Source organism: Mycobacterium sp. ACS1612, assembly GCF_001667505.1.
In the GTDB taxonomy this organism is placed as follows: Bacteria; Actinomycetota; Actinomycetes; order Mycobacteriales; family Mycobacteriaceae; genus Mycobacterium.
In genome coordinates this window covers 47,694-70,768 of the sequence record NZ_LZHZ01000027.1, presented here as the reverse complement: position 1 = coordinate 70,768, position 23,075 = coordinate 47,694, and the positions used below count along the sequence as shown (strand labels likewise).

21 protein-coding genes and 1 riboswitch are annotated in these 23,075 nt (G+C 67.2%); of the genes, 11 read left to right on the top strand and 10 right to left on the bottom strand.

Annotation, left to right across the window (positions count from 1 at the left end; translation table 11 throughout):
* Window positions 1–3 precede the first annotated feature (3 nt).
* The 10 genes from A5724_RS11210 (at window position 4) to gcvP (ending at window position 8,919) form a co-directional block, all read left to right on the top strand.
* Window positions 4–603: a CDP-alcohol phosphatidyltransferase family protein gene (locus A5724_RS11210; protein ID WP_067800840.1), complete on the top strand. Its 600-nt coding sequence runs from the start codon at window positions 4–6 to the stop codon at window positions 601–603.
* Window positions 600–1,502 carry a DUF881 domain-containing protein gene (locus tag A5724_RS11205; RefSeq protein WP_067800837.1) on the top strand — a complete coding sequence of 301 codons (903 nt, stop codon included), beginning with the start codon at window positions 600–602 and terminating at the stop codon, window positions 1,500–1,502. Before A5724_RS11210 ends, A5724_RS11205 begins: the two co-directional genes overlap by 4 nt.
* 6 nt (window positions 1,503–1,508) lie before the next feature.
* Window positions 1,509–1,841, top strand: coding sequence for a small basic family protein (locus tag A5724_RS11200; RefSeq protein WP_067800834.1), 333 nt, complete (start codon window positions 1,509–1,511; stop codon window positions 1,839–1,841).
* Between the two features lie 4 nt (window positions 1,842–1,845).
* Window positions 1,846–2,664 (top strand): DUF881 domain-containing protein, encoded by an 819-nt coding sequence (locus A5724_RS11195; RefSeq protein ID WP_067800831.1) that lies wholly within the window; start codon window positions 1,846–1,848, stop codon window positions 2,662–2,664.
* Between the two features lie 34 nt (window positions 2,665–2,698).
* Entirely contained in the window at window positions 2,699–3,094 is a 396-nt protein-coding gene (gene gcvH / locus A5724_RS11190) for a glycine cleavage system protein GcvH (RefSeq protein WP_067800828.1), read from the top strand.
* Between the two features lie 158 nt (window positions 3,095–3,252).
* The gene (garA, locus tag A5724_RS11185) at window positions 3,253–3,732 is read left to right on the top strand and encodes a glycogen accumulation regulator GarA (RefSeq protein ID WP_067800825.1); all 480 of its coding nucleotides are present in this window, start codon (window positions 3,253–3,255) and stop codon (window positions 3,730–3,732) included.
* Window positions 3,733–3,735: 3 nt separating this feature from the next.
* Window positions 3,736–4,467, top strand: coding sequence for a MerR family transcriptional regulator (locus tag A5724_RS11180; RefSeq protein ID WP_082964969.1), 732 nt, complete (start codon window positions 3,736–3,738; stop codon window positions 4,465–4,467).
* A gap of 61 nt (window positions 4,468–4,528) precedes the next feature.
* A complete protein-coding gene (locus A5724_RS11175; protein ID WP_067800820.1) occupies window positions 4,529–5,023 on the top strand; it encodes a bifunctional nuclease family protein in 495 nt (164 codons plus the stop codon).
* Window positions 5,024–5,222: 199 nt separating this feature from the next.
* Window positions 5,223–5,846 (top strand): MerR family transcriptional regulator, encoded by a 624-nt coding sequence (locus A5724_RS11170; protein ID WP_067801230.1) that lies wholly within the window; start codon window positions 5,223–5,225, stop codon window positions 5,844–5,846.
* A gap of 52 nt (window positions 5,847–5,898) precedes the next feature.
* Window positions 5,899–5,997, top strand: a riboswitch (glycine riboswitch).
* A gap of 90 nt (window positions 5,998–6,087) precedes the next feature.
* On the top strand, window positions 6,088–8,919 hold the full coding sequence (gene gcvP, locus A5724_RS11165) for an aminomethyl-transferring glycine dehydrogenase (RefSeq protein ID WP_067800818.1): 2,832 nt from the start codon (window positions 6,088–6,090) through the stop codon (window positions 8,917–8,919).
* Here gcvP and A5724_RS11160 read toward each other — a convergent pair.
* A complete protein-coding gene (locus A5724_RS11160; protein WP_067800815.1) occupies window positions 8,916–9,575 on the bottom strand; it encodes a LysM peptidoglycan-binding domain-containing protein in 660 nt (219 codons plus the stop codon). The genes gcvP and A5724_RS11160 overlap by 4 nt on opposite strands.
* Window positions 9,576–9,774: 199 nt before the next feature.
* Between A5724_RS11160 and A5724_RS11155 the strand changes: the two genes are divergently transcribed.
* Window positions 9,775–10,650, top strand: a complete 876-nt coding sequence (locus A5724_RS11155; protein WP_156752230.1) for an alpha/beta fold hydrolase — start codon at window positions 9,775–9,777, stop codon at window positions 10,648–10,650.
* Here A5724_RS11155 and A5724_RS11150 read toward each other — a convergent pair.
* From A5724_RS11150 to A5724_RS11110, 9 genes are all read right to left on the bottom strand, one after another.
* On the bottom strand, window positions 10,647–12,749 hold the full coding sequence (locus tag A5724_RS11150; RefSeq protein ID WP_067800812.1) for a hypothetical protein: 2,103 nt from the start codon (window positions 12,747–12,749) through the stop codon (window positions 10,647–10,649). The genes A5724_RS11155 and A5724_RS11150 overlap by 4 nt on opposite strands.
* Window positions 12,750–12,763: 14 nt before the next feature.
* A complete protein-coding gene (locus tag A5724_RS11145; protein ID WP_067800810.1) occupies window positions 12,764–14,965 on the bottom strand; it encodes a malate synthase G in 2,202 nt (733 codons plus the stop codon).
* A 45-nt stretch (window positions 14,966–15,010) separates the two neighbouring features.
* Complete coding sequence (locus tag A5724_RS11140; protein WP_082964967.1) at window positions 15,011–15,910, bottom strand: 3-methyladenine DNA glycosylase; 900 nt, start codon at window positions 15,908–15,910, stop codon at window positions 15,011–15,013.
* The gene (locus A5724_RS11135) at window positions 15,903–16,955 is read right to left on the bottom strand and encodes a hemolysin family protein (protein ID WP_067800807.1); all 1,053 of its coding nucleotides are present in this window, start codon (window positions 16,953–16,955) and stop codon (window positions 15,903–15,905) included. The genes A5724_RS11140 and A5724_RS11135 overlap by 8 nt, the downstream gene beginning before the upstream one ends.
* Window positions 16,948–18,312 (bottom strand): hemolysin family protein, encoded by a 1,365-nt coding sequence (locus A5724_RS11130; protein WP_067800805.1) that lies wholly within the window; start codon window positions 18,310–18,312, stop codon window positions 16,948–16,950. The genes A5724_RS11135 and A5724_RS11130 overlap by 8 nt, the downstream gene beginning before the upstream one ends.
* Window positions 18,313–18,497: 185 nt before the next feature.
* The gene (locus tag A5724_RS11125; protein ID WP_067800802.1) at window positions 18,498–19,934 is read right to left on the bottom strand and encodes a GuaB1 family IMP dehydrogenase-related protein; all 1,437 of its coding nucleotides are present in this window, start codon (window positions 19,932–19,934) and stop codon (window positions 18,498–18,500) included.
* Window positions 19,935–19,996: 62 nt separating this feature from the next.
* A complete protein-coding gene (gene gndA / locus A5724_RS11120; RefSeq protein WP_067800799.1) occupies window positions 19,997–21,457 on the bottom strand; it encodes an NADP-dependent phosphogluconate dehydrogenase in 1,461 nt (486 codons plus the stop codon).
* A 51-nt stretch (window positions 21,458–21,508) separates the two neighbouring features.
* On the bottom strand, window positions 21,509–22,459 hold the full coding sequence (locus A5724_RS11115) for a M56 family metallopeptidase (protein ID WP_067800796.1): 951 nt from the start codon (window positions 22,457–22,459) through the stop codon (window positions 21,509–21,511).
* 14 nt (window positions 22,460–22,473) lie between these two features.
* Window positions 22,474–22,890 (bottom strand): BlaI/MecI/CopY family transcriptional regulator, encoded by a 417-nt coding sequence (locus A5724_RS11110; protein WP_067800792.1) that lies wholly within the window; start codon window positions 22,888–22,890, stop codon window positions 22,474–22,476.
* Window positions 22,891–23,075: the final 185 nt, after the last annotated feature.

The window sequence follows — 23,075 nt, the reverse complement described above, 5'->3', positions numbered from 1 at the left end:
CCCATGAGCCAGCAGGCTGGCGGTGTGCGCGATCGGGTGCTGACCGTGCCCAACGCGCTGTCGGTGCTGCGCCTGCTGCTGGTGCCGGTCTTCCTCTATCTACTGTTCGTGTCCCACCACCGGGGCTGGGCCGTGGGCGTGCTGATGTTCAGCGGGTTCTCCGACTGGGCGGACGGCAAGATCGCCAGGCTGGTCGACAACCAGTCGTCGCGGCTGGGGGAGTTGCTCGATCCGGCCGTCGACCGCATCTACATGGTGACAGTGCCTGTGGCACTTGCCTTTTACGGTGCGGTGCCGTGGTGGATCGTGCTGACGCTGCTCGGCCGTGACGTCGCACTCGCTGCGACATTGCCGCTGCTGCGCACCCGCGGCCTGACCGCGCTGCCGGTCACCTACATCGGCAAGGCCGCCACCTTCGCGCTGATGTCGGGCTTCCCGCTGATCCTGCTCGGCCAGTGGGATGCGCTGTGGAGTCGCGTCGTGCTCGCCTGCGGATGGGCTTTCTTGATCTGGGGCATGGCGATGTATCTGTGGTCGGGGGTGCTGTACCTGGCCCAGGTGGGGATGGTGATGCGGCGACTACCGCGGGTCTCGGACCCGTGAGCACGCTCGGCGGCTACGACCCGCAGGCCGGCCGCAACGCCCACGAGGCCAACAAGCCGACGCTGATCCCGGTGCCGTCACTGTTGCGCTCGCTGCTGACTGATCATCTCGATCCGGGCTATGCCGCGGCAGCACAGGCGAAAGCCGGCTCCGGCGCCCGCCGAACGTGGTGGCAGGCGTGGGTCTGGCAACTCAGCGGTGCGCTGCTGATCGCCGCCGTGTTCGCAGGCGCGGTCGCGCAGGCCCGTTCGACGGCGCCCGGTGTTCGCGAGACACAGCGGGTTCTGGTCGGAAGCGTCAAGGCCGCCGAGGCGGCCACCGACGACGCCACCGCCCGCCGCAACGCGCTGGCCGCGCAGGTGGACGCCGAGCGGCGAACCCGCCTCGAAGGCGACGCGCGCGGCCAGCAACTGCTGAGCAACCTCGACAAGGCCGACTTCGCCGCGGCCGCGACGCCGGTGATCGGCCCCGGCCTGACCGTCACCGTCACCGACCCGGGGATGTCCAAAGACCTCACCGACGTGTCGAAGGAGCGGCTGCCCGGCAGCCAGCAGGTGATCCTCGACCGCGACCTGCAGTTGGTCGTCAACTCGCTGTGGGTCAGCGGCGCGGAGGCCGTGTCGGTGGGCGGAGTGCGCGTCGGCCCGAACGTGACGATCCGGCAGGCGGGCGGCGGCATCCTGGTCGACAATCAGCCGATCAGCAGTCCGTATGTGATTCTCGCGGTCGGCCCGCCGCACGCCATGCAGGACGTGTTCGACCGCAGCCCCGGCCTGCAACGGATGCGGTTGTTGGAGGGCAGCTACGGTGTCGGCGTCAGTGTCAGCGCAGGCGATGGCCTGACGCTGCCGGCAGGTTCGGTTCGAGATATCAACTTCGCCAAACAGATTGGGCCCTAACGGATAATGATCGGAATCGCCGCACTGGTTGTCGGGATCGTGCTGGGCCTGGTGTTTCATCCCAGCGTCCCCGAGGTGATCCAGCCGTATCTGCCGATCGCGGTGGTGGCCGCGCTCGACGCGGTGTTTGGCGGACTGCGGGCCTATCTCGAGCGCATCTTCGACTCGAAGGTGTTCGTGATCTCGTTCGTCTTCAACGTGTTGGTGGCCGCGCTCATCGTCTATGTCGGCGACCAACTCGGCGTCGGCACCCAGCTGTCCACCGCGATAATCGTTGTGCTCGGCATCCGCATCTTCGGCAACGCCGCCGCGCTGCGGCGCAGATTGTTCGGCGCGTGAGTTCATGAGCGAGCACTCCGCACCCGACCAGCACGGCCGCCATGAGCTGCCCGCCGATGAACCCGCGCCCGAGATCGGCAAGCTGCACGGCGGCGGGGTCACGGGCGTGCTGGGCAGGGGCCGCTCACAGCTGATCTTCGGGGCGCTCGCGGGGGTGCTGTGCCTGCTGCTCGGCGTGGCGATCGTCACACAGGCCAGGCAGACGGAAAGCGGCGATTCGCTGGAAACCGCGAGACCCGCGGACCTGCTGGTGTTGCTGGATTCGCTGCAGCAGCGGGAGGCGGCGCTGAACACCGAAGTGGCTGACCTCCAGCGCAACCTGGCGCAACTGCAGGCGTCGGGAAGCAGCGACCAGGCGGCGATCGAGAATGCACGGGCCCGGCTCGCCGCGCTGTCGATCATGATCGGGACGGTCGCGGCCACCGGTCCCGGCGTCACGCTGACCATCGAGGACACCGCACCCGGCGTGCCCGCCGAGACCATGCTCGACGTCATCAACGAACTGCGGGCCGCGGGCGCCGAGGCCATGGAGATCCGCGGCGGCACCCAGAACGGTCCCGGGGCCGTCCGGGTCGGGGTGGACACCTGGGTGGTCGGCAACCCCGGGGCCCTCGTCGTCGACAGCACCACTCTGAACCCGCCGTATTCCGTTCTGGCCATTGGGGATCCGCCGACGCTGGCCGCCGCGATGAACATCCCCGGCGGCGCCACGGACAGCGTGGAGCGCGTCGGCGGCAAGATGGTGGTACAACAGTCCGACCGCGTCGACGTGACCGCCTTGCGGCAACCGAAACCACGCCAATACGCTCAGCCAGTCAAATGAGGGCACTTGTCTGCCGCCGATTACGAGGAGCGCCGTGAGCGAAATCCCAGCCGATCTGTCCTACACCGAGGAGCACGAGTGGGTGCAGCGCACCGGTGACGACACCGTGCGGGTCGGGATCACCGACTACGCCCAGTCGGCGCTCGGCGACGTGGTCTTCGTCCAGCTTCCGGACGTCGGCACCGAGGTGACGGCGGGGGAGTCGTTCGGCGAGGTCGAGTCGACGAAGTCGGTGTCGGACCTCTACGCGCCCGTCACCGCGAAAGTCGTTGCCGTCAACGGTGATCTCGAAGCAAACCCGCAACTGGTCAATTCCGACCCGTACGGCGAAGGCTGGCTGGTAGACCTCCAGATCGAGGATTCACTGCTGGACGACGCGCTGTCAGGATTGCTGGACGCGGATGGCTACCGCGCCACCGTGACCGAATGACGAGTTGTTAGGGTTTTCGCGACCAAAGTCCAACACAGGCGGATCCGGCAGTGGTGGACCCAATCATGTCTACTGCGCGGTACGGTCAACACCAGACGTGTCAATGACGGCTGGGGGCCCGGCCTGATATCGCCACAGCAGCCAGTGAGGAGCAGCGGGTGACGGAAAAGGACCACAACTCTGGGGCTGACCAGTCTGAGGATGTCACCGTGGAGACGACATCGGTCTTCCGCGCCGACTTCCTCAACGAGCTGGACGCTCCGGCCGCGGCCGGCGCCGAAGGCGCGGTCTCGGGTGTCGAAGGGCTGCCTGCGGGCTCAGCCCTGCTGGTCGTCAAGCGCGGCCCCAACGCGGGCTCGCGGTTCCTGCTCGACCAGCCGACCACGTCGGCGGGCCGGCACCCGGACAGCGACATCTTCCTCGACGACGTCACGGTCAGCCGCAGGCACGCGGAGTTCCGCCTGGAGGGCGGCGAGTTCCAGGTCGTCGACGTCGGCAGCCTCAACGGCACCTACGTCAACAGGGAGCCCGTCGATTCGGCGGTGCTTGCCAACGGCGACGAGGTGCAGATCGGCAAGTTCCGCCTGGTCTTCCTGACCGGGCCGAAGGGCGACGACGACAGCGGGCCGGGAAGCTAACCGATGACCGCCCCCGACACACCTGCTCTGGCTGGGATGTCGATCGGAGCGGTCCTCGATCTGCTGCGACCGGACTTCCCGGACGTGACCATCTCCAAGATTCGATTCCTGGAGGCCGAGGGACTGGTCACCCCTGAGCGCACTCCGTCGGGATATCGGCGCTTCACCGCCTACGACTGTGCGCGGCTGCGGTTCATCCTGACCGCGCAGCGCGACCAGTATCTGCCGCTGAAGGTCATCAAGGCGCAACTGGACGCGCAGGCCGACGGCGAGCTGCCGAACAGCGGATCCGCTTACGGGGTACCGCGTTTGGTATCCGTCGATACCGACAAGCACGACGGCGTTTCCGGCGTCGCCCCCACCCAGGTGCGGCTGCGGCGCGAAGACCTGCTGAACCGGTCGGGCATCAGCGAATCCCTGTTGAGCGAGCTGGTCAAGGCCGGCGTGATCAAGCCGGGGCAGGCCGGATTCTTCGACGAGCATTCGGTGGTGATCGCCCAGTGCGCGAAGGCGCTCGCGGAGTACGGCGTCGAACCGCGGCATCTGCGCGCGTTCCGCTCGGCCGCCGACCGGCAGTCGGATCTGATCGCGCAGATCGCGGGTCCTGTGGTCAAGGCGGGCAAGGCGGGCGCCCGCGACCGGGCTGACGACCTGGCCCGTGAGGTGGCCGCACTGGCGATCACATTGCACACGTCGCTCATCAAGTCCGCCGTACGCGACGTTCTGGATCGCTGAGGATTAGACTCGGTTTCAAGGCTTCTTGGCGAGCTTCTTTTGGTGCGGAGGGCAGACACAGATGGGTGAAGTTCGTGTGGTCGGCATTCGCGTGGAGCAGCCCCAGAATCAGCCGGTGCTGCTGCTTCGTGAGGCCAACGGTGACCGCTACTTGCCGATCTGGATCGGCCAACCCGAGGCGGCCGCGATCGCGCTGGAACAGCAGGGCCATGAACCTGCCCGGCCGCTGACCCACGATCTGATCAAAGATGTCATTGCGGCGCTTGGTCATTCGCTCAAAGAGGTCCGCATCGTCGACCTGCAGGAGGGCACGTTCTACGCGGACCTGATCTTCGACCGCGACATCAAGGTGTCCGCGCGGCCGTCGGACAGCGTGGCGATCGCACTGCGTGTGGGTGTGCCGATTTATGTGGAGGAAGCGGTGCTGGCCGAGGCCGGCCTGCTGATCCCCGACGAGAACGACGAGGAAGCGGCAGGGGCGGTCCGCGAGGACGAGGTCGAGAAGTTCAAGGAGTTCCTCGACAGCGTGTCGCCCGACGACTTCAAGGCGACGTAACAGCGATTTGTCACGGATGTGTCTCGCGCGCTCGACACGCGGCGCGAGTTTCTCTCAACCGTGAATCGGGCAGCCATACTTGGTTGCGACGAGCAGTAATGGCTCGACGGAAAGCGTATGCTCGACACATTCGAGCTTCGGCAAACGTGCGCCCATGCAGGTCACAGACGCGGGTTCGATCGGCGAGAGGATTGGCAGAGTGGGAGACACGCCACGTCAAGAGCAGCTTGACCTGTCCACCAGCAGCGGGCCCGCCGAATCTCCGGCCGAAGCGCCCAGCGAACCCGTACAGGCCGGTCTGTTCCCTGACAACTCGGTGCCCGATGAGCTCGTCGGTTACCGCGGGCCCAGCGCGTGCCAGATCGCCGGAATCACCTACCGCCAGTTGGACTACTGGGCGCGCACCTCGCTTGTCGTCCCGTCCATCCGCGGTGCGGCCGGGTCGGGCAGCCAGCGGCTGTACTCGTTCAAGGACATCCTGGTGCTCAAGATCGTCAAGCGCCTGCTGGACACCGGTATTTCGCTGCACAACATCCGGGTCGCGGTCGATCACCTGAGGCAACGCGGTGTTCGCGATCTGGCCAACATCACGCTGTTCTCCGATGGCACCACGGTTTACGAGTGCACCTCGGCCGAAGAAGTCGTCGACCTGCTGCAGGGCGGGCAGGGTGTGTTCGGCATCGCGGTATCCGGTGCCATGCGGGAGTTGACAGGCGCGATCGCCGACTTCCCCGGTGAGCGCGCCGACGGTGGCGAGTCGATCGCCGCACCTGAGGACGAGTTGGCCTCGCGGCGTAAGCACCGCGACCGCAAGATCGGCTGACGCGCCGCCGCCGCTCGCTGGGCGGGCGGTCACGGTAAACTAGTTAGCGCATCGCCCTTGTGTGGGAGAGTTCCGTGGCAGCCAGCTACGGGCGCCGAAGGAGCAGCACCTCTCCGTCAAACTCTCAGGCACCCAGGACCGCGCAAGGCCCCGATGCCTCTGGAGACACCCTTGCGGGTTGACGACTGAGGGGGAGGACCGAACCGGTTCTTCAGCCCTGATGCGTCGGGAGTACACGTAAGTGTTCGATCACAATCAGCCCAATTTCGCCGATCGCCACATCGGACCGGATGCCGACGCCGTCGCGACCATGCTCAAGACCATCGGGGTCGGGTCGCTCGATGAACTCGCCGACAAGGCGTTGCCCTCGGGCATCCTCGATGCGCTGTCCGCCGACGGTGTCGCACCGGGTCTTGATCAGCTGCTGCCCGCCGCCAGCGAGCAGGAGGCGTTGGCCGAACTGCGCGCCATGGCCGAGTCCAATACCGTCGCGGTGTCGATGATCGGGCAGGGTTATTTCGACACGCTGACGCCACCGGTGTTGCGCCGCAACATACTTGAGAACCCGGCGTGGTACACCGCCTACACCCCGTACCAGCCCGAGATCAGCCAGGGCCGACTCGAGGCGCTGCTGAACTTCCAGACCATGGTCGCCGACCTGACCGGGCTCGAGGTCGCCAACGCCTCGATGCTCGACGAGGGCACCGCCGCGGCGGAGGCGATGACGCTGATGCACCGCGCCGTCAAAGGCCCGTCGAACCGGCTGGTCGTCGATGCCGACGTGTACCGCCAGACCGCCGCGATCCTGGCCACCCGCGCCGAACCGCTGGGCATCGAGATCGTCACCGCGGACCTGCGCGCTGGCCTGCCCGACGGCGACTTCTTCGGCGTGCTCACCCAGCTGCCCGGCGCCAGCGGCCAGGTGGTCGACTGGACCGACCTGATCGCGGCCGCACACGAGCGCGGGGCCCTCGTCGCCGTCGGCGCTGACCTGCTGGCGCTCACGTTGATCGCGCCGCCCGGTGACATCGGCGCCGATATCGCGTTCGGCAGCACCCAACGTTTCGGTGTGCCAATGGGATTCGGGGGTCCGCACGCCGGCTACCTGGCCGTGCACGCCAAGCACGCCAGGCAGTTGCCCGGCCGGCTCGTTGGCGTTTCCCAGGATGCCGATGGCGCGCCCGCGTATCGACTGGCGCTGCAGACGCGCGAACAGCACATCCGCCGCGACAAGGCCACCAGCAACATCTGCACCGCGCAAGTGCTGCTCGCCGTGATCGCCGCGATGTACGCCAGCTATCACGGCGCCGACGGGCTCACCGGGATCGCGCGCCGGGTGCATGCCCGCGCCGAGGCCATCGCCGGTGCCTTGGGTGAGGCGCTCGTGCACGACAAGTTCTTCGACACCGTGCTGGCCCGGGTACCTGGCCGGGCCGACGAGGTGATCGCCGCCGCGAAAGCCAACGACATCAACCTGTGGCGCGTCGACGCCGACCACGTTTCGGTGTCGTGCGACGAGGCCACCACCGACGCACACGTCGCGACGGTGGTCGAGGCGTTCGGGTTGGCTCATGGGCAACCGGTGCGTGCCGACATCGAGACGCGCACGTCGGATTTCCTCACCCACCCGGCATTCACGCGCTACCGCACCGAAACCGAAATGATGCGCTACCTGCGGTCGCTGGCCGACAAGGATATTGCGTTGGACCGCAGCATGATTCCGCTCGGTTCGTGCACCATGAAGCTCAACGCGGCCGCCGAGATGGAGCCGATCACCTGGCCGGAGTTCTCCCGCCAGCATCCGTTCGCGCCGGTCTCCGACAACCCGGGGTTGCACAAGCTCATCTCCGACCTTCAGACCTGGCTGACCGCGATCACCGGATACGACGCGGTGTCGTTGCAGCCCAACGCGGGTTCGCAGGGGGAGTACGCCGGACTGCTGGCGATCCAGGCGTATCACGCCGAACGCGGCCAGACCGACCGCAAGGTGTGCTTGATCCCGTCCAGCGCCCACGGCACCAACGCTGCGTCGGCGGCGCTTGCCGGTATGCGCGTGGTGGTGGTGGCCTGCCGCGCCAACGGGGACGTCGACCTCGACGACCTGCGCGCGAAGGTCGCCGAACACGCGGATCGGTTGTCCGCGTTGATGATCACGTACCCGTCGACGCACGGTGTATACGAGCACGACATCGCCGAGATCTGCGCTGCGGTGCACGATGTCGGCGGCCAGGTCTACGTCGACGGTGCCAACCTGAACGCGCTCGTCGGCTTGGCCAGGCCGGGCCGGTTCGGCGGCGATGTCAGCCATCTCAACCTGCACAAGACGTTCTGCATCCCGCACGGCGGCGGCGGTCCCGGTGTCGGGCCGGTCGCGGTGCGCGAGCACCTGGCCCCCTATCTGCCTGGCCACCCGATGGCGGAGGAGCTAGGCGACAGGTACACGGTGTCCTCGGCGCCGTACGGTTCGGCGTCGATCCTGCCGATCACCTGGGCCTACATTCGGATGATGGGTGCGGCAGGGCTGCGCGCGGCGTCGCTGACCGCGATCGCGTCAGCCAATTACATCGCCCGCCGACTCGACGAGTACTACCCGGTGCTGTACACCGGCGAGAACGGCATGGTGGCCCACGAGTGCATCCTCGATCTGCGCGGGATCACCAAGGACACCGGTGTCACCGTCGATGACGTGGCAAAGCGCTTGGCGGACTACGGTTTCCACGCCCCGACCATGAGCTTCCCGGTCGCGGGCACACTGATGGTCGAACCGACGGAGAGCGAAAGCCTGGCCGAGGTCGACGCGTTCTGCGATGCGATGATCGCGATCCGCGCCGAGATCGACAAGGTCGGCGCCGGCGAATGGTCGGTCGAGGACAACCCACTGCGCGGCGCGCCGCACACCGCCGAGTGCCTGCTGGTCGCCGACTGGGATCACCCGTACAGCCGCGAACAGGCCGCCTACCCGCTCGGCAAGGACTTCCGCCCCAAGGTGTGGCCCCCGGTGCGCCGCATCGACGGTGCCTACGGCGACCGCAACCTGGTCTGCTCGTGCCCGCCGGTCGAAGCGTTCGCCTAGCCGCTGAGTTCGAACGACGGGAAGCGAATGACCTGCCCGACCGTGATGACGTCGGGATCGTCGATGAAGTTGGCCGCGGCGACCATCTTCACCAGGGTCAGTGTGCGAGCGGCACCGCCGTCGCCATAGTTGTCCTCGGCCAGCTTCCACAGCGTGTCACCCGCGGCCACGGTGTGCTTGCGGTTCAGCCGGGGCTGGATCAGCACGGTGCCCGGCGCCGGGTCGCCGTCGGGCAGTTGGTTGGCGATCGAGATGATCGGCCAGAGGTGGTCTTCGCCGTACCAGCGTTGCGCCAGCGTCGGCAGCGTCTCGCTGGCAACAACGGTGTGATGTCCGACATTGCCCAGGTCGGGGATCAACAGCCATTCACCCACCACCAGGTCGCGCTGGGCGGCGCCGTTGGGAATCTCGTAGACCTCGCTCATCGCGACGTCGTTGTAGAACTTCTGTGCCAGATTCCCTTTCGTGTCACCGCTCTGCACCTGATAGCGGAACGTGACGTACGGAATCTCCAGCTCCTGTCCCACGACGATGTTGTCGGGATCGGCGATGTCATTGACCACTGAGATCACGGTGCACAGTCGCCCGTCGCCGTAGTACCGCTGCGCCAGCGCCCACAGTGTGTCGCCGCTTTGGACTTGGTATTTTGCCCCCATTGTTGGCCCCCTGTTTTCTGTCGCCCCGGTCGGGACGCTGGGCACAGTGTTGGTGGGGGAGCGGCCGCCGGTCACGAGTAGTGCACTACCCAACTTCGTGACGCGTTCGCCTGAACATCTCGCCGAGTGTGGGCTTGACGTACGCGCGGGACGCAAAATGCGTGCGGGTAACCCACGTTCGGCGACTAGGGTCGCTGGGGTGATACCCCCAAGCGTGGCCGAGTGGCGCGACGGCGGCGCGTCGTTGACCACACCCGCAGGCAGGGTGTTCGTACGGTCGGGCAAGGGGACGGGCCCGACGATCCTGCTGCTTCACGGCTACCCGTCGAGTTCCTACGATTACCGAAACGTGGTGCCGCATCTGGCCGGGCGGGCGTGGTTGACGCTGGACTTCCTCGGCTTCGGCCTCTCGGACAAGCCGAGGCCACACCGATACAGCCTGCTCGAGCAGGCCGACATCGTGGCGGACGTCGTCGCGTCCGAGACGTCCGGACCCGTCGACGTGATCGCCCACGACATGGGGACGTCGGTGACGACGGAGCTGTTGGCGCGAGACATCAAGGGCCAGTTGCCCTTTGACTTGCAGCGCGCGGTCCTCAGCAACGGCAGTGTGATTTTGCACCGCGCCAGTTTGCGGCCCATTCAAAAGCTGCTACGCAGTCCGCTCGGCCCGATTGCCTCGCGGCTGTCCAGCAAGGGCAGATTCACACACGAATTCGGCAGGTTGTTCGGTGCCGCGCACCCGTTGGCCGCAGACGAAGCCGATGCGCAGTGGGCGCTGATCGCCAACAACGACGGACACCGCATCGCCCACCTGCTGATCGCGTATCTCGACGAGCGTGAGCGCTACGCCGACCGCTGGCACGGCGCGGTCAGGGACTGGCCGAAGCCGCTGAGCTTCCTGTGGGCGCTCGACGACCCGGTGGCCACCACGAACGTGCTCGAGGGACTCCGCGAATTGCGGCGCTCCGCAGACGTTGTCGAACTTCCGGGCGTCGGGCACTACCCGCAGGTGGAGGTGCCGGAGGTCTTCACCCGCGCCGCGTTGAGCCTGCTGGCGACGGCATCACACTAGCCAAGGAACTGCGTAATCGCGGTGGTGAGGTCGGGCGACGACGAGTTGGCCACGTTCTGATAGGTGCCACCGGACGCCTGTGCGACGGCCTCCCAGGTGGCGCGGTCGGAGTCGTTGCCGAAGTCGATGACATTGACCGCGACGGGGCGGCCCTGGTCGAATGCCCCGCGAATGTACTGCTGCAGCCCCGCCCCGTCCAAGGACTGGTCGGTGTGCGGACCTTCGGTGATCACCAGAATCGAGTTGTCCTGGCCCTGGCGGAAATTCGACTTGGCTTGGTCGTAGATCAGCCGCAAGGTGGTGAACGACACCGCCCCACCACCGGAGGCGGTTTGTGAGTTCAACGCGCTCGTCAACGCCGCCGAGCGCGGCTGCCCGTTGACCTGATCGGACAACGGTCCGGTGCTGACTTCCGATCGACCCTCGACGCCGTCGAACGTCCACAGGCCCACTGCGGCGTTGCCCGGCAGTGCCTGCAACCGGGCGTTGAGCGCGGCGACCACGTTGGCCACCCGCGATTTGCCGCCTTCTTCGGTCGGCATGGACTGGTCGAGCATGATCGTCACGGCCGGGCTCGCGGCGGGCGCGGTCAGCGCGTTGGCCAGCGTCGCCCGCGTCGACGTGTCGCCCACCGACACCGGCGCGGACAGCGGCGCGAAATTCGTCACGTCGCTCTTCGGCGGCGTGTGGCCCTCGCTGCGGAACCCTGCCTTGGCAAGCTCGGCCAGCTGCTCAGACTTGCGCATGAACCGAGCGAATTCGCTTGCCGCACTGGCCTGCTCCTGCGACAGCCATTGGCCGCTGAGCAGCACCGTCGGGTAATCCGCGACGGCGGCAGGTCCAGCGGGGAGCCACGAGGTCACCTTGCCTTTGACGTCAGGTGTCGATGCGGCCAGCTGGAAGAGCTGCTGTTCGGTGGTCACCACGGCGTGCACCGGGGCGCTGGCCGGATCCGTGGCGTTCAACAGCGCGTCCATCGCAGTGGACAGCTTGTTGTCCGCGAGCTTGGGCTGACCGCCCACCAAAGTGTTCACCGCGCCGGTGCCCGCGGTGGCCGGCTGGCCTGCGGGGGCCGCCGCCGTGGCCACCGCCTCGGCGGCCAGATAGGAGGCATCACTGTCACCGCGCAGCGGCAGCGCCAGCCGCAGCGGACCCCAACCGGGCAGATTGAGCGCGTCCAGCGCCGTCTGGTTGGTCTGCAGGCCCGGCAGGTCACTCCAGTTCTGTTGACCCAACGCGTCTTTGAGTTGCGGGCGGACCGCGAGCACGACGGGCGTCGTGACCAGAGACCGGCTGTCGCTGACGGTCTGTTGACCGGCCGCGGCCTCCAGCCTGGCCTCCGACACCGAACTCGCGGGAATCCACAACGCGGGCTGCGCGCCGAGTTCGGCGGGCCACTTGCCGATGAAGCCGTCGACGACCTGGTCAGGATCGGCGGGCCGGACACCGACCTTCACGCATTTGTCGGCGACGGGCGCGGCGGTCTGGTTGAAAGTGTCGGCGAGTTTGTGCACCTGATCCGCGATCGACGGATCGGCGACGACGGCAACGTCGAGTTCACCGTTGACGCACCGTGCCGCGAGCGCGTCCGTGCGATGCGACAACGCATCGCCGAAGAATCGCCATAGGATGAACGCGCCGACGAGCACCACCACCGCGACCAGTGCGACGATCACGCCGACGCTGACGCCGCGCCTCTTGGTGGTCACCGCACGGTGGCTACCGGTCCACTCGCCGCCTTCCCATTCACCGCTGTGCGCCGGGCCGGTCCGCGGATCGGAGGCGGTCAGCCGCGAAGTCTCCGTTTCCGAATAGTCCCCGCCGGCTTCGCCGTAATCGGCTTCGTCGTAATCGCGGTCATCGAAATCGGATTCGAAATCGGATTCGTACTCCGCCTGCTCGTAATCCGAGTCGTATCGGGAGTCGTAATCGTGATCGGGATACGGCGTCGACGGATAGGACGGTTCGCGGTAATGCGGCCGGTCGAACCCATAGTCAGGTTCGCCGGGCTCCTGACGACTGAACCGCTGCGTCGGCGGTTCGTCGGGCACGCCGGTGTCGGGCGAGTCCTCGGGATCGGGAGCGCTGTGCCTGCCCACTTAATCCCTTGTGCTCACTGATTCGCTGCCTTGTACTCGCGTCGACGCCGGTGCAGGATCGGCTCGGTGTAGCCGTTGGGTTGCGTGCCGCCGGACAGGATCAGCTCCTGCGCCGCCTGGAACGCGATGCTGCCGTCGGGATCCGGTGCCATCGGCCGGAATTCAGGGTCCTTCGCGTTCTGCTCGTCGACCACCGCGGCCATCCTGCGCAGGCTGGCCTTGACGTCGTCCTCGGTGATCACCCCGTGGCGCAACCAGTTCGCCAGCAGCTGGCTCGAAATACGCAGCGTCGCACGGTCTTCCATGAGTGCGACGTCATGGATATCGGGCACCTTCGAGCAGCCGACGCCTGCGTCGATCCAGCGCACCACGTAGCCGAGGATCGACTGGCAGTTGTTGTCGACCTCTTCGCGGATCTCCTCTGGCGCCCACGCCAGCTCCTTTGCCAGCGGAACGGTGAGCAGTTGGTCGATGGTGGTGCGCCGCTTGCCTGCCAGCTCCTTGTGCACCGCGTACACGTCCACCTCGTGGTAGTGCATGGCGTGCAGGGTGGCCGCCGTCGGCGACGGCACCCACGCGGTGGTGGCGCCCGCCTTCGGCTGACCGATCTTCTGCTCGACCATGTCGGCCATCAGGTCTGTCATGGCCCACATGCCCTTGCCGATCTGCGCCTTACCGGAGAACCCGGCGGCAAGGCCGATGTCGACGTTCTGGTCCTCGTAGGCCGCGATCCACTGAGTGCTCTTCATCGCACCCTTGCGGATCATCGGACCGGCCTCCATCGAGGTGTGGATCTCGTCGCCGGTGCGGTCCAGGAAGCCGGTGTTGATGAACACCACGCGGTCGGCGGCGGCCTTGATGCAGGCCTTCAGGTTGACGGTGGTGCGGCGCTCCTCGTCCATGATGCCGACCTTGAGCGTGTTCTGCGGCAGCCCGAGCACGTCCTCGACCCGGCTGAACAGCTCGCAGGTGTAGGCCACCTCAGCGGGTCCGTGCATCTTCGGCTTCACGATGTACACCGAGCCGGTGCGGCTGTTGACCAGCGGCCCGTTGGCCTCGGACGCCTTCAGCCCGTGAATCGCGATCAGGCTGGTGAACAGGGCGTCCTGGATGCCCTCGAACACCTCGTGACCTTCGGCGTCGGTGATCGCGTCGTTGGTCATCAGGTGACCGACGTTGCGGACGAACATCAGGCTGCGGCCGGGCAGCGTCAGCTGGCCCTCGCCGTCGGGGGTGGTGTACACCCGGTCCTGGTTGAGCACCCGCGTGAAGGTCTTGCCGTCCTTGGTGACCTCTTCGGCGAGGTCGCCCTTGTTCAGGCCCAGCCAGTTGCGGTACCCGAGCACCTTGTCGTCGGCGTCCACGGCGGCCACCGAGTCCTCGAAGTCCATGATCGTGGTGACCGCGGACTCCAGCACGACGTCCTTGATGCCTGCCGCGTCGGTCGAGCCGATGGGGGATTCGGGGTCCACCAGGACCTCGACATGCAGGCCGTTGTTGCGCAGCAGCACCGACCACTGCGGTGAGCCGAGTTCACCGGTGTAGCCGACGAACTGCTCGGGAGTCGCCAGACCGGTGGAACCGTCGGCCCTATCGACGACCAGTTGACCTTCGTCGATCTTCAGCCCTGTCGCGTCGCTCCACGACCCGGACGCCAGCGGCGCCGCCGTGTCGAGGAACTTGCGGGCATAGGCGATGACTTTGTCGCCACGGACCTGGTTATATCCGCCGTCGGTACCTGGCCGCACCTTCTCCGCGCCGTCGTCCTCGGGGATGACGTCGGTGCCGTAGAGCGCGTCATACAGCGAACCCCAGCGGGCGTTTGCGGCGTTCAGCGCGAACCGCGCGTTGAGGACCGGCACGACCAGCTGCGGACCCGCCGTCGTGGTGATCTCGTCGTCCACCCCGGCGGTGCTGATCGCGAAGTCGTCCGGCTCGGGTTCCAGGTAGCCGATGTCGATCAGGAACTGCTTGTAGCCCTCGGGATCGAGCGGCTCGATCACGTGCTGTCGGTGATACTTGTCGATCTGCGCCTGCAGGTCGTCGCGGCGGGCGAGCAGGTCCTGGTTCTGCGGACTGAGGTCGGTGACCACCTTGTCGACACCCGCCCAGAAGCTGTCGGGGTCGATGTCGGTGCCCGGCAGCGCCTCATTGTTGATGAAGTCGTATAGCACCTGGGCGACGCGCAGGTTTCCCACCGTCACGCGGTCCGTCATTTTTCCTCCTAAGCCGTCGATCCAGCTTACCCAGCGGTAACTGAGCTATTCGCCAGCAGCGGCGGTCAGCAGGTCACATTGGTGGGCCAGGGCGGCCCGCAGCGGTGCGGCCTGCTCAGCAATGCTCTGCTGGGCTCGGACATACTCGGCGCGACCGGCTGGCGTCTCAACGGTGATCGCGTCAAATCCGTAGTCGCGGAGATCATAGGGGCTGGCCCTCATATCGAGCGAACGGGCTCGCGCGGCGAGTTCCAAACAATCCATCACCAGCTCCGAGCTCACCAGCGGGCCGAGCTTGAACGCCCACTTGTACAGATCCATGTTCGCGTGGATACACGCGGGCTGTTCCGAGCCCACCTGGCCGTCGCGGGTGAGGCGTTCGGCGTTGCGCCCCGCGGCCGGTTCGGTGAAGAAGCGGTAGGCGTCGAAGTGACTGCACCGCAAGGGCATTGACTCGACAACGGCGTCGGTGCCTGCCTGACCGAGCCGCAGTGGCACCTGCTCGTGGCGCACCGTCGGAGCCCGGTACACCATCGCCCATTCGTGCATCCCGAAGCAGTTCAGTCGCGGCTGCCGTGACGCCGTCGCGCGCAGCAGTCGGGCGATGAACTTCACCGTGTCGGCACGCGCCCTCAGGTGTTCGATCGTCACGGTCACTCCGTGGCGCCCGCGCCCGTAGCCGGCGCGCCCGAGGTAGCGCTCGGCCTCCGCACCGCCGAGCGCCACCCCGAAACCGGGATGCCAGACCCGCAGTTGCCGGGGCCGAAGACTGTAGTAGGTCCACAGGAAGTCCCAAACGGGATGGGCCTCGCCGACCCGGGCCCGCGTGCGTCGGGGTGCACAGAACTCGTCCACCCGCTTGCGGTGCAGCCGTTCGCGATGGGTCCAGTCGGGCTCGTCGAGCCCGACATCAGACATCGTCGGGCCGAGCCCGACATCAGACATGATGCGTCCGGTCGCGGACGGCGCCGACCACGTCCTCGACCAGGTCTTCCAGGGTGACCATCGCCGACACTGCGCCGTCAGCGCCGGTGACCGAGGCCAGGTGGCTGTTGTTGCGCCGCATCAGCGACAGCGCGTCGGGCAGCGACGTGGTCTCGGCGACCTCCGGCAACGGCCGTACCGTGTCGAGGCCGACCACCGCCTCCGGGTTGTCGACCAGGCCGAGCACATCCTTGATGTGGACGTAGCCGATGAACCGGTCCCGCGAATCGACCACCGGGAACCGGGAGTAGCCGGTCTGCGCCAGCGCATCGTGGATCGCGGCGACCGTCGGACCTGACCCGTCGGCGGCGGCGGGCACTGCGTGCACGTCTCGCAGCGGCATCGCGACGTCGCGAACGACGCGGTTGCGGATCCGCAGCGCGCGCGACAACCGGTTGTGCTCCTCGGGATCGAGCAGCCCCTCCGACAACGATTCGGCGATCATCTCCGAGAGCTCGACGCTCGAAACCGTGTTCTCCAGTTCGGTTTTCGCTTCCACGCCGAACGCGCGCAGGATCACGTGCGCACACCAGTCGTAAACGGCGATCACGGGTCGCGCCGCTCGGACCCACAGCAGGTAGGGCGGCACCAGCAGCATGGCCGCCGACTCGGGTCCCGCGATCGCGATGTTCTTCGGCACCATTTCGCCGAGCAACACGTGCAGCACCACGACGATCGTGATCGCGATGACGAAGGACACGGTGTGCAACACGGTGTCGGGGATGCCGAGCAGGTGGAACGGCCGCTCCAGCAGGTGTGCCACCGCCGGTTCACCGACCCGGCCGAGCAGGATCGAGCAGATGGTGATGCCCAGTTGGGCACCCGCCAGCATCAGCGGCAGGTTCTCGCCGGCCCGGATCACCGTGACCGCGCTGCGCTTGCCCTGCTCGGCCAGCGTTTCGAGGCGGTCGCGGCGCGCCGAGATCAGCGCGAACTCCGCGCCGACGAAGAACGCGTTGGCGGCCAACAGCACGATCGTCAGGATGACGCCGAAAAAGTCACCCATCGGCTGCGTCCCGGTCGTTACGGCGGCCCAGTTGAGCGAGCTCCAGTTGGTCGATGCGCCTGCCGTCCATCCGGACCACCGTCGCCAGCCAGTGCATCGGATCGTCGATCGGCCCGTCCGGATCGAACGCCGTCAGTTCGACCGACTCGCCCTCTTCGGGGATGTGCCCGAGCAGTTGCAGCACCAACCCGCCGATCGTCTCGTATTCGCCCTCGGACGCCCGGAAGCCGGTGGCGTCGGCAACCTCGTCGATGCGCAGCAGACCCGACACCTGCCAGCCCTGGCCGGCCTGCACTACGTCGGCGGTCGGTTCGTCGTGTTCGTCGCGGATGTCACCGACGATCTCCTCGATGACGTCCTCGACCGTCACCATGCCCGCTGTGCCGCCGTATTCGTCGACGACCAATGCGGTCTGCAGGCCGTTGGCGCGCAACTGCGCCATCACGTCGTCGCCATCCAGGGTCGAGGGCACTCGTGCGACCGGCTGCACCAGCCCGGTCAGCCGCGTCGTCTTGTGCAGCTCCGGCGGCACTTCGAAGACCTGCTTGACGTGCACGATGCCGGTGGTCTCGTCGAGGTCGCCGTCGACGATCGGGAATCGCGAGTAACCGCTGCGGATCGCCGCGTCCACCAGATCGGCGACCGTGTCGTCGACTTCGAGTGTGACGATCTCAGTCCGCGGCGTCATCAGCTCCTCGGCCGTCCGCGACCCGAACTGCAGCGAGCGGTCCACCAGCGTCGCGGTGATCGGGTCCAGCGACCCGTGCCGCGCCGAATTGCGCACCAGCGATCCGAGCTCCTGCGGCGACCGCGCGGAGCGCAGTTCCTCGGCGGGCTCGATGCCCAGCCGGCGCAGTATCCAGTTGGCGGTGCCGTTGGTCAGGTGGATCAGCGGAGCGACGACCATCGAGAACAACACCTGCGGACCCGCCACGACTCGCGCCACCGCCAACGGCTTGGCGACCGCGAGATATTGCGCGACGAGTTCGCCGAACACCATCGACACCGACGTCGCGATCAACAACGCCAACGCCAACGCCAGGCCGTCGGCCACCCCCTCGGACAGCGCCGTCGCCCCGAACACCGGTTCGAGTAGATGCGCCACCAACGGCTCGGCGAGGTAGCCGGTGATCAGCGTGGTGATCGAGATGCCCACCTGGGCACCCGAGAGCTGGAACGACAGGGTGCGATGCGCCCGCTGCACGAGTTGATCGCGACGGCCGCCGCTACGGGCGTTCGCTTCGACCGTGCTGCGCTCCAACGCGGTCAGCGAGAACTCCGCCGAGACGAACACGGCGGTGCCTGCGGTCAGCACCAGAAAGGCCAGCACCGCAAGCACGGTGTACACGACGCTCATCGCGTCCTCGCCAACAGCTCGCCGGGCCGCATGCCCGGCCGACTAGGGGACGGCTCGGCCTCGGATGAGTCTGCGCCGGGCCGCTCGGCAGGCCCGACGGCCTCGACGGGTGCCTGCGGCACAGGATCCCTTTCGAGTAGGCGTGAAGAAAGACCTATGTTAGCCGCCTCCACCGCCGCGCGAGCTCACCATCCGGTCGGCAGTGGGTGACCTTCGGCGAACCCGGCGGCGGACTGCACCCCGAGGACGACCTTCTCGTGCAACTCGGCGATGGTCGCCGCGCCGACGTAGGTGCAGGTGCTGCGCACCCCGGAGGTGATGTGGTCGAGCAGGTCCTCGACGCCGCCGCGCGACGGGTCAAGGCCCATCCGCGACGTGGAGATGCCTTCCTCGAACAGCGCCTTGCGGGCCTGATCGAAGGCACTGTCGCCCGCGGTGCGGGCGGCCACGGCGCGTTTGGAGGCCATGCCGTAGCTCTCCTTGTACGGCTGGTCCTCCCGGTCGCGCATCAGGTCGCCCGGCGATTCGTAGGTGCCGGCGAACCAGGAGCCGATCATCACGTTCGCCGCACCCGCGGCCAACGCCAACGCCACGTCGCGGGGATGCCGCACGCCGCCGTCGGCCCATACGTGGCCACCGAGTTGTCTTGCCGCCGCGGCACATTCGACGACTGCGGAGAACTGTGGCCTGCCGACGCCGGTCATCATCCTGGTGGTGCACATCGCGCCGGGACCGACGCCGACCTTGACGATCGACGCGCCCGCGGTGAGCAGGTCGTGCGTGCCTTCGGCGGAGACCACGTTGCCCGCGGCGATCGGCACGCCGAGGCCGAGCGAGGCCACCGATTTGATCGCTTCGAGCATCTTGAGTTGATGGCCGTGCGCGGTGTCGATCACCAGCAAGTCCACCCCGGCCTCGACCAGCGAGCGCGCCTTGCCGCCGACGTCGCCGTTGATGCCGACCGCGGCGGCGATCCGCAGCCGGCCCTTGTCGTCGACGGCGGGGGTGTAGATGCCTGCGCGGATCGCGCCGGTGCGAGTCAGCACGCCCGCCAGGGTGCCGTCCGGTTCGGTCAGCACCGCCACGTCGACCGGTGCGTGCTCGAGCAGATCGAACACCTTGCGCGGATCGGTGCCCGCGGGCGCGGTGACGAAGTCGGAGATCGCGATGTCGCGGACCCGGGTGAACCGGTCGACGCCGACGCAGCCCGCCTCGGTGACCAACCCGATCGGCCTGCCTTCGAATACCACCACCGCGGCGCCGTGGGCTCGCTTGTGGAGCAACGCCATCGCATCGGAGACAGAGTCGTCGGGCGACAGCACCACCGGCGTGTCGGCGACCAGATCGCGGCTCTTGACGAAGTCGACCGTCGCCTTGACTACCGAGATCGGCAGATCCTGCGGTAGCACCACGAGGCCGCCGCGGCGGGCCACCGTCTCGGCCATCCGCCGGCCCGCGACCGCCGTCATGTTCGCCACCACCACCGGGATGGTGGTGCCCGACCCGTCGTGGGTCGACAGATCGACGTCGAACCGGGACTGCACGTCCGATCGTCCGGGGACGATGAAGACATCGTCGTAGGTCAGGTCGTAGGCGGGCCGGTGGCCGTCGAGAAATCGCATGTCACGTCAAGTCTAGTCGGTTGCGTTCCTTCCACTTTTGCGTCTCACTCGCGCGAGGGAAGTCAGGCCTCGACTTCGCTGCGGTCACCGCTCCACAGCGTGTGGAACTTTTTGTCGCGATCGTCGATGCGCGCGTAGGTGTGTGCGCCGAAGTAGTCGCGCAGCCCCTGCGTCAGCGCCGCGGGCAACCGCTCGGTGCGCAGCGCGTCGTAGTACGACAGCGCCGAGGAGAAACCCGGGATCGGGATGCCGAGTTGGGTGGCCGCGACGACCACGCGGCGCCAACTGTCGATCGCCGACTCGAGCGCGCTGCGGAAGAAGGGCGCGCCGATCAGCGTCGGGAGGTTCGGGTCCTCGTCGAAGGCTTCCTTGATCGGGTTGAGCAGCTTCGCGCGGATGATGCAGCCGCCGCGCCAGATGGTGGCGATACCGCCGAGATCGATGCCCCAGTCGTATTCGGCGCTACCGGCCTGCAGTTGGTTGAAGCCCTGCGCGTAAGCAATGATCTTCGAGGCGTACAGCGCTTGGTGCACATCCTCGATGAATTTGTCTGCGTCACTTGGCTTTTCGCCGAGGTCGCCGGCCGCCAGGCCGGTGGTGGCGCGCCGTTGGGGCACGGAACCCGACAGTGCACGGGCGAACACCGCCTCGGCGATGCCGGTGACCGGTATGCCGAGATCGAGCGCGGACTTCACCGTCCACCGGCCGGTGCCTTTCTGCTCGGCCTCGTCGACCATGACGTCGACGAGTGGCTTACCCGTCTTGGCATCGGTCTGCCGCAGCACCTCCGCGGTGATCTCGATGAGAAAGCTGTCGAGGTCGCCCTTGTTCCACTCGGCGAAGACGTCGGCCATCTCGGCTGCGGTCTTGCCGAGGCCGTCGCGCATCAGCTGATAGGCCTCGCCGATGAGTTGCATATCGGAGTACTCGATGCCGTTGTGCACCATCTTCACGAAGTGCCCCGCACCGTCGGGGCCGATGTGGGTGCAGCAGGGCACGCCGTCGACGTGCGCGGAGATCTCCTCCAGCAGTGGGCCGAGCGATTTGTACGACTCGGCCGGGCCCCCTGGCATGATCGACGGTCCGTTCAACGCGCCCTCCTCGCCGCCGGAGATGCCTGCGCCCACAAAGTGCAAACCGCGGTCGCGCATCGCCTTCTCGCGGCGAATCGTGTCGGTGTAGAGGGCGTTGCCGCCGTCGATGATGATGTCGCCTTCTTCCATCGCGTCGGCGAGTTCGTTGATGACCGCGTCGGTGGGATCGCCCGCCTTGACCATGATCAGTACCCGTCGCGGCTTCTCCAGGGCGGCAAGAAATTCCGGGATGGTTTCGCTGCGGACGAACTTGCCTTCCGAACCGTGTGCGGCCAGCAGCGCGTCTGTCTTGGCCACCGACCGGTTGTGCAGCGCGACGGTGTAGCCGTGCCTGGCGAAGTTACGCGCGATGTTGGAGCCCATGACGGCCAGGCCGGTGACCCCGATCTGAGCGGTGCCGGTGGTGTCGGAGGTTTCAGACGAGCTCATGCGGGCGGCCTTTCGTTGTTTTGTTGTGGGTGAGTTATCGGCTACTTATCACTACGCGGTGAACAGCCGATGCAATTCCGTCAGCCACGGCACCGCGAGCGCCATGGTGGGCAACACCAACACGGCCGCCGCCGCGACATAAGCGGTGGCGGCGACGATGCGACTGTTCGGCTCACCGCCGAGGCGGCGGACCCGCAGCAGTGTGGTCGGACCGCCTGCGGCGAGCGCGCCGGACGGGGTGCGCCCCGACGCGCACGCGACAAGGGCACGGGCCAGGGGAGCGGGACCCGCGACGCGCACAGCGGCGTCGTCGGCGAGCATCTCGATCAGCATGCGGACGGCGTCCAGGGCGTTGCCGCTGCGGACGAACCGCGGGAATGCGGCATGCACCGCGGTGAACATCTCGAGCACCAGGTCGTGACGCGCACGCAGGTGCGCGTTCTCGTGGGTAAGAATCGCGTCGATCTCGCTGTCCGACAACGACTTCAGCGTGCCCTCACTGACCACGACACGGCTGCGTACCCCCGGCAGGCAGTAGGCCAGCGGCTGCTTGACATCGAGGATGCGCAGGCCGCTGGCCTTCATACAGACGTGCGGCGGATTCGACGCGCGCGACATGTCGAGCAGGTCGACCATCATCCGGTGGTGCGCGCGTCTGCGCCTGGTGGCGATCGCCACCTGCACCACGGCGAATGTCAGTCGCGCACCGATCACCAGGGTGAGCGTGAAGACGATCACGAGGGCACCCCACAGCGGCCAGCCAAGCGCATCGATCTCACTGGTCACGGTGGCGGTGGGGCGGCCGTCCGGTCCGGGGACGAAGAGCCTGCTGGCGATCGCGATACCCGCGGAGAACGCCGACAACACGGCGGCCAGTGCGATCGACTGCCACAACACGATCGCGGCGCGCGGTGCGCGCATCGGCCACGACGCCCGCGCCAACACTGCCGGGACCGGTCCCGACAGGACCAGCGCGACGATGGTGAAGGCCAGCGCGGACACGCTGTCAGTATTTCTCAGCCGGTGCCCGAATTGCCAGCGGGTGGGACCTGGCTGTGCTTACTTTCCAACTCGGCGAGCGCGCGCCGCAGCGCGGCGGCCTCGTCGGCGCCGACTCGCTCGACGAAATGCACCAGCGCGGCTTCCCGGCTGCCGGAGTCGGCGGCCTGGTCGAGCGCGTCGACCATCAGACCGGCGACCAGTTCGTCTCGGCCGTGCGTCGGGGCGTACCGGTGTGCACGGTCGTCGCGGTGCTGGACGACGAGATTCTTCTTCGCCAGCCGCTGCAGCACGGTCATGATCGTCGTGTAGGCCAGATCGCGGTGAGCCGACAATGCCTCATGGACCTGGCGCACGGTTTGGGGCTCCCCGGAAGACCACAGGTGGTCCATCACAGCGCGTTCGAGTTCCCCAAGACGCGTCAACTTAGCCATGTTCCGTTCATCTCCTACGGGCAGTAGAACCAGGGTACTACGGCGTTACTACGGCGCGTCGTATCGAACGCATCAGAACAACGGTCTCGCCCCTGCGCGCTGTTCCTGCAGTGGTCATCAGCCCTCCCACCGGCGGTTGTGAGTCGAGTCACAGGGGGTGGCCGCCTCCCGCCGCTTGACTATAG

Bases quoted from the DNA above. Each gene is read 5' to 3' on its own strand.
- A5724_RS11210 (WP_067800840.1), top strand. From the start codon at position 4: ATGAGCCAGCAGGCTGGCGGTGTGCGCGATCGGGTGCTGACCGTGCCC.
- A5724_RS11200 (WP_067800834.1), top strand. From the start codon at position 1,509: ATGATCGGAATCGCCGCACTGGTTGTCGGGATCGTGCTGGGCCTGGTG.
- A5724_RS11195 (WP_067800831.1), top strand. From the start codon at position 1,846: ATGAGCGAGCACTCCGCACCCGACCAGCACGGCCGCCATGAGCTGCCC.
- A5724_RS11180 (WP_082964969.1), top strand. From the start codon at position 3,736: ATGACCGCCCCCGACACACCTGCTCTGGCTGGGATGTCGATCGGAGCG.
- A5724_RS11175 (WP_067800820.1), top strand. From the start codon at position 4,529: ATGGGTGAAGTTCGTGTGGTCGGCATTCGCGTGGAGCAGCCCCAGAAT.
- A5724_RS11160 (WP_067800815.1), bottom strand. From the start codon at position 9,575: ATGGGGGCAAAATACCAAGTCCAAAGCGGCGACACACTGTGGGCGCTG.
- A5724_RS11145 (WP_067800810.1), bottom strand. From the start codon at position 14,965: ATGACGGACCGCGTGACGGTGGGAAACCTGCGCGTCGCCCAGGTGCTA.
- A5724_RS11140 (WP_082964967.1), bottom strand. From the start codon at position 15,910: ATGTCTGATGTCGGGCTCGGCCCGACGATGTCTGATGTCGGGCTCGAC.
- A5724_RS11135 (WP_067800807.1), bottom strand. From the start codon at position 16,955: ATGGGTGACTTTTTCGGCGTCATCCTGACGATCGTGCTGTTGGCCGCC.
- A5724_RS11130 (WP_067800805.1), bottom strand. From the start codon at position 18,312: ATGAGCGTCGTGTACACCGTGCTTGCGGTGCTGGCCTTTCTGGTGCTG.
- A5724_RS11125 (WP_067800802.1), bottom strand. From the start codon at position 19,934: ATGCGATTTCTCGACGGCCACCGGCCCGCCTACGACCTGACCTACGAC.
- gndA (WP_067800799.1), bottom strand. From the start codon at position 21,457: ATGAGCTCGTCTGAAACCTCCGACACCACCGGCACCGCTCAGATCGGG.
- A5724_RS11110 (WP_067800792.1), bottom strand. From the start codon at position 22,890: ATGGCTAAGTTGACGCGTCTTGGGGAACTCGAACGCGCTGTGATGGAC.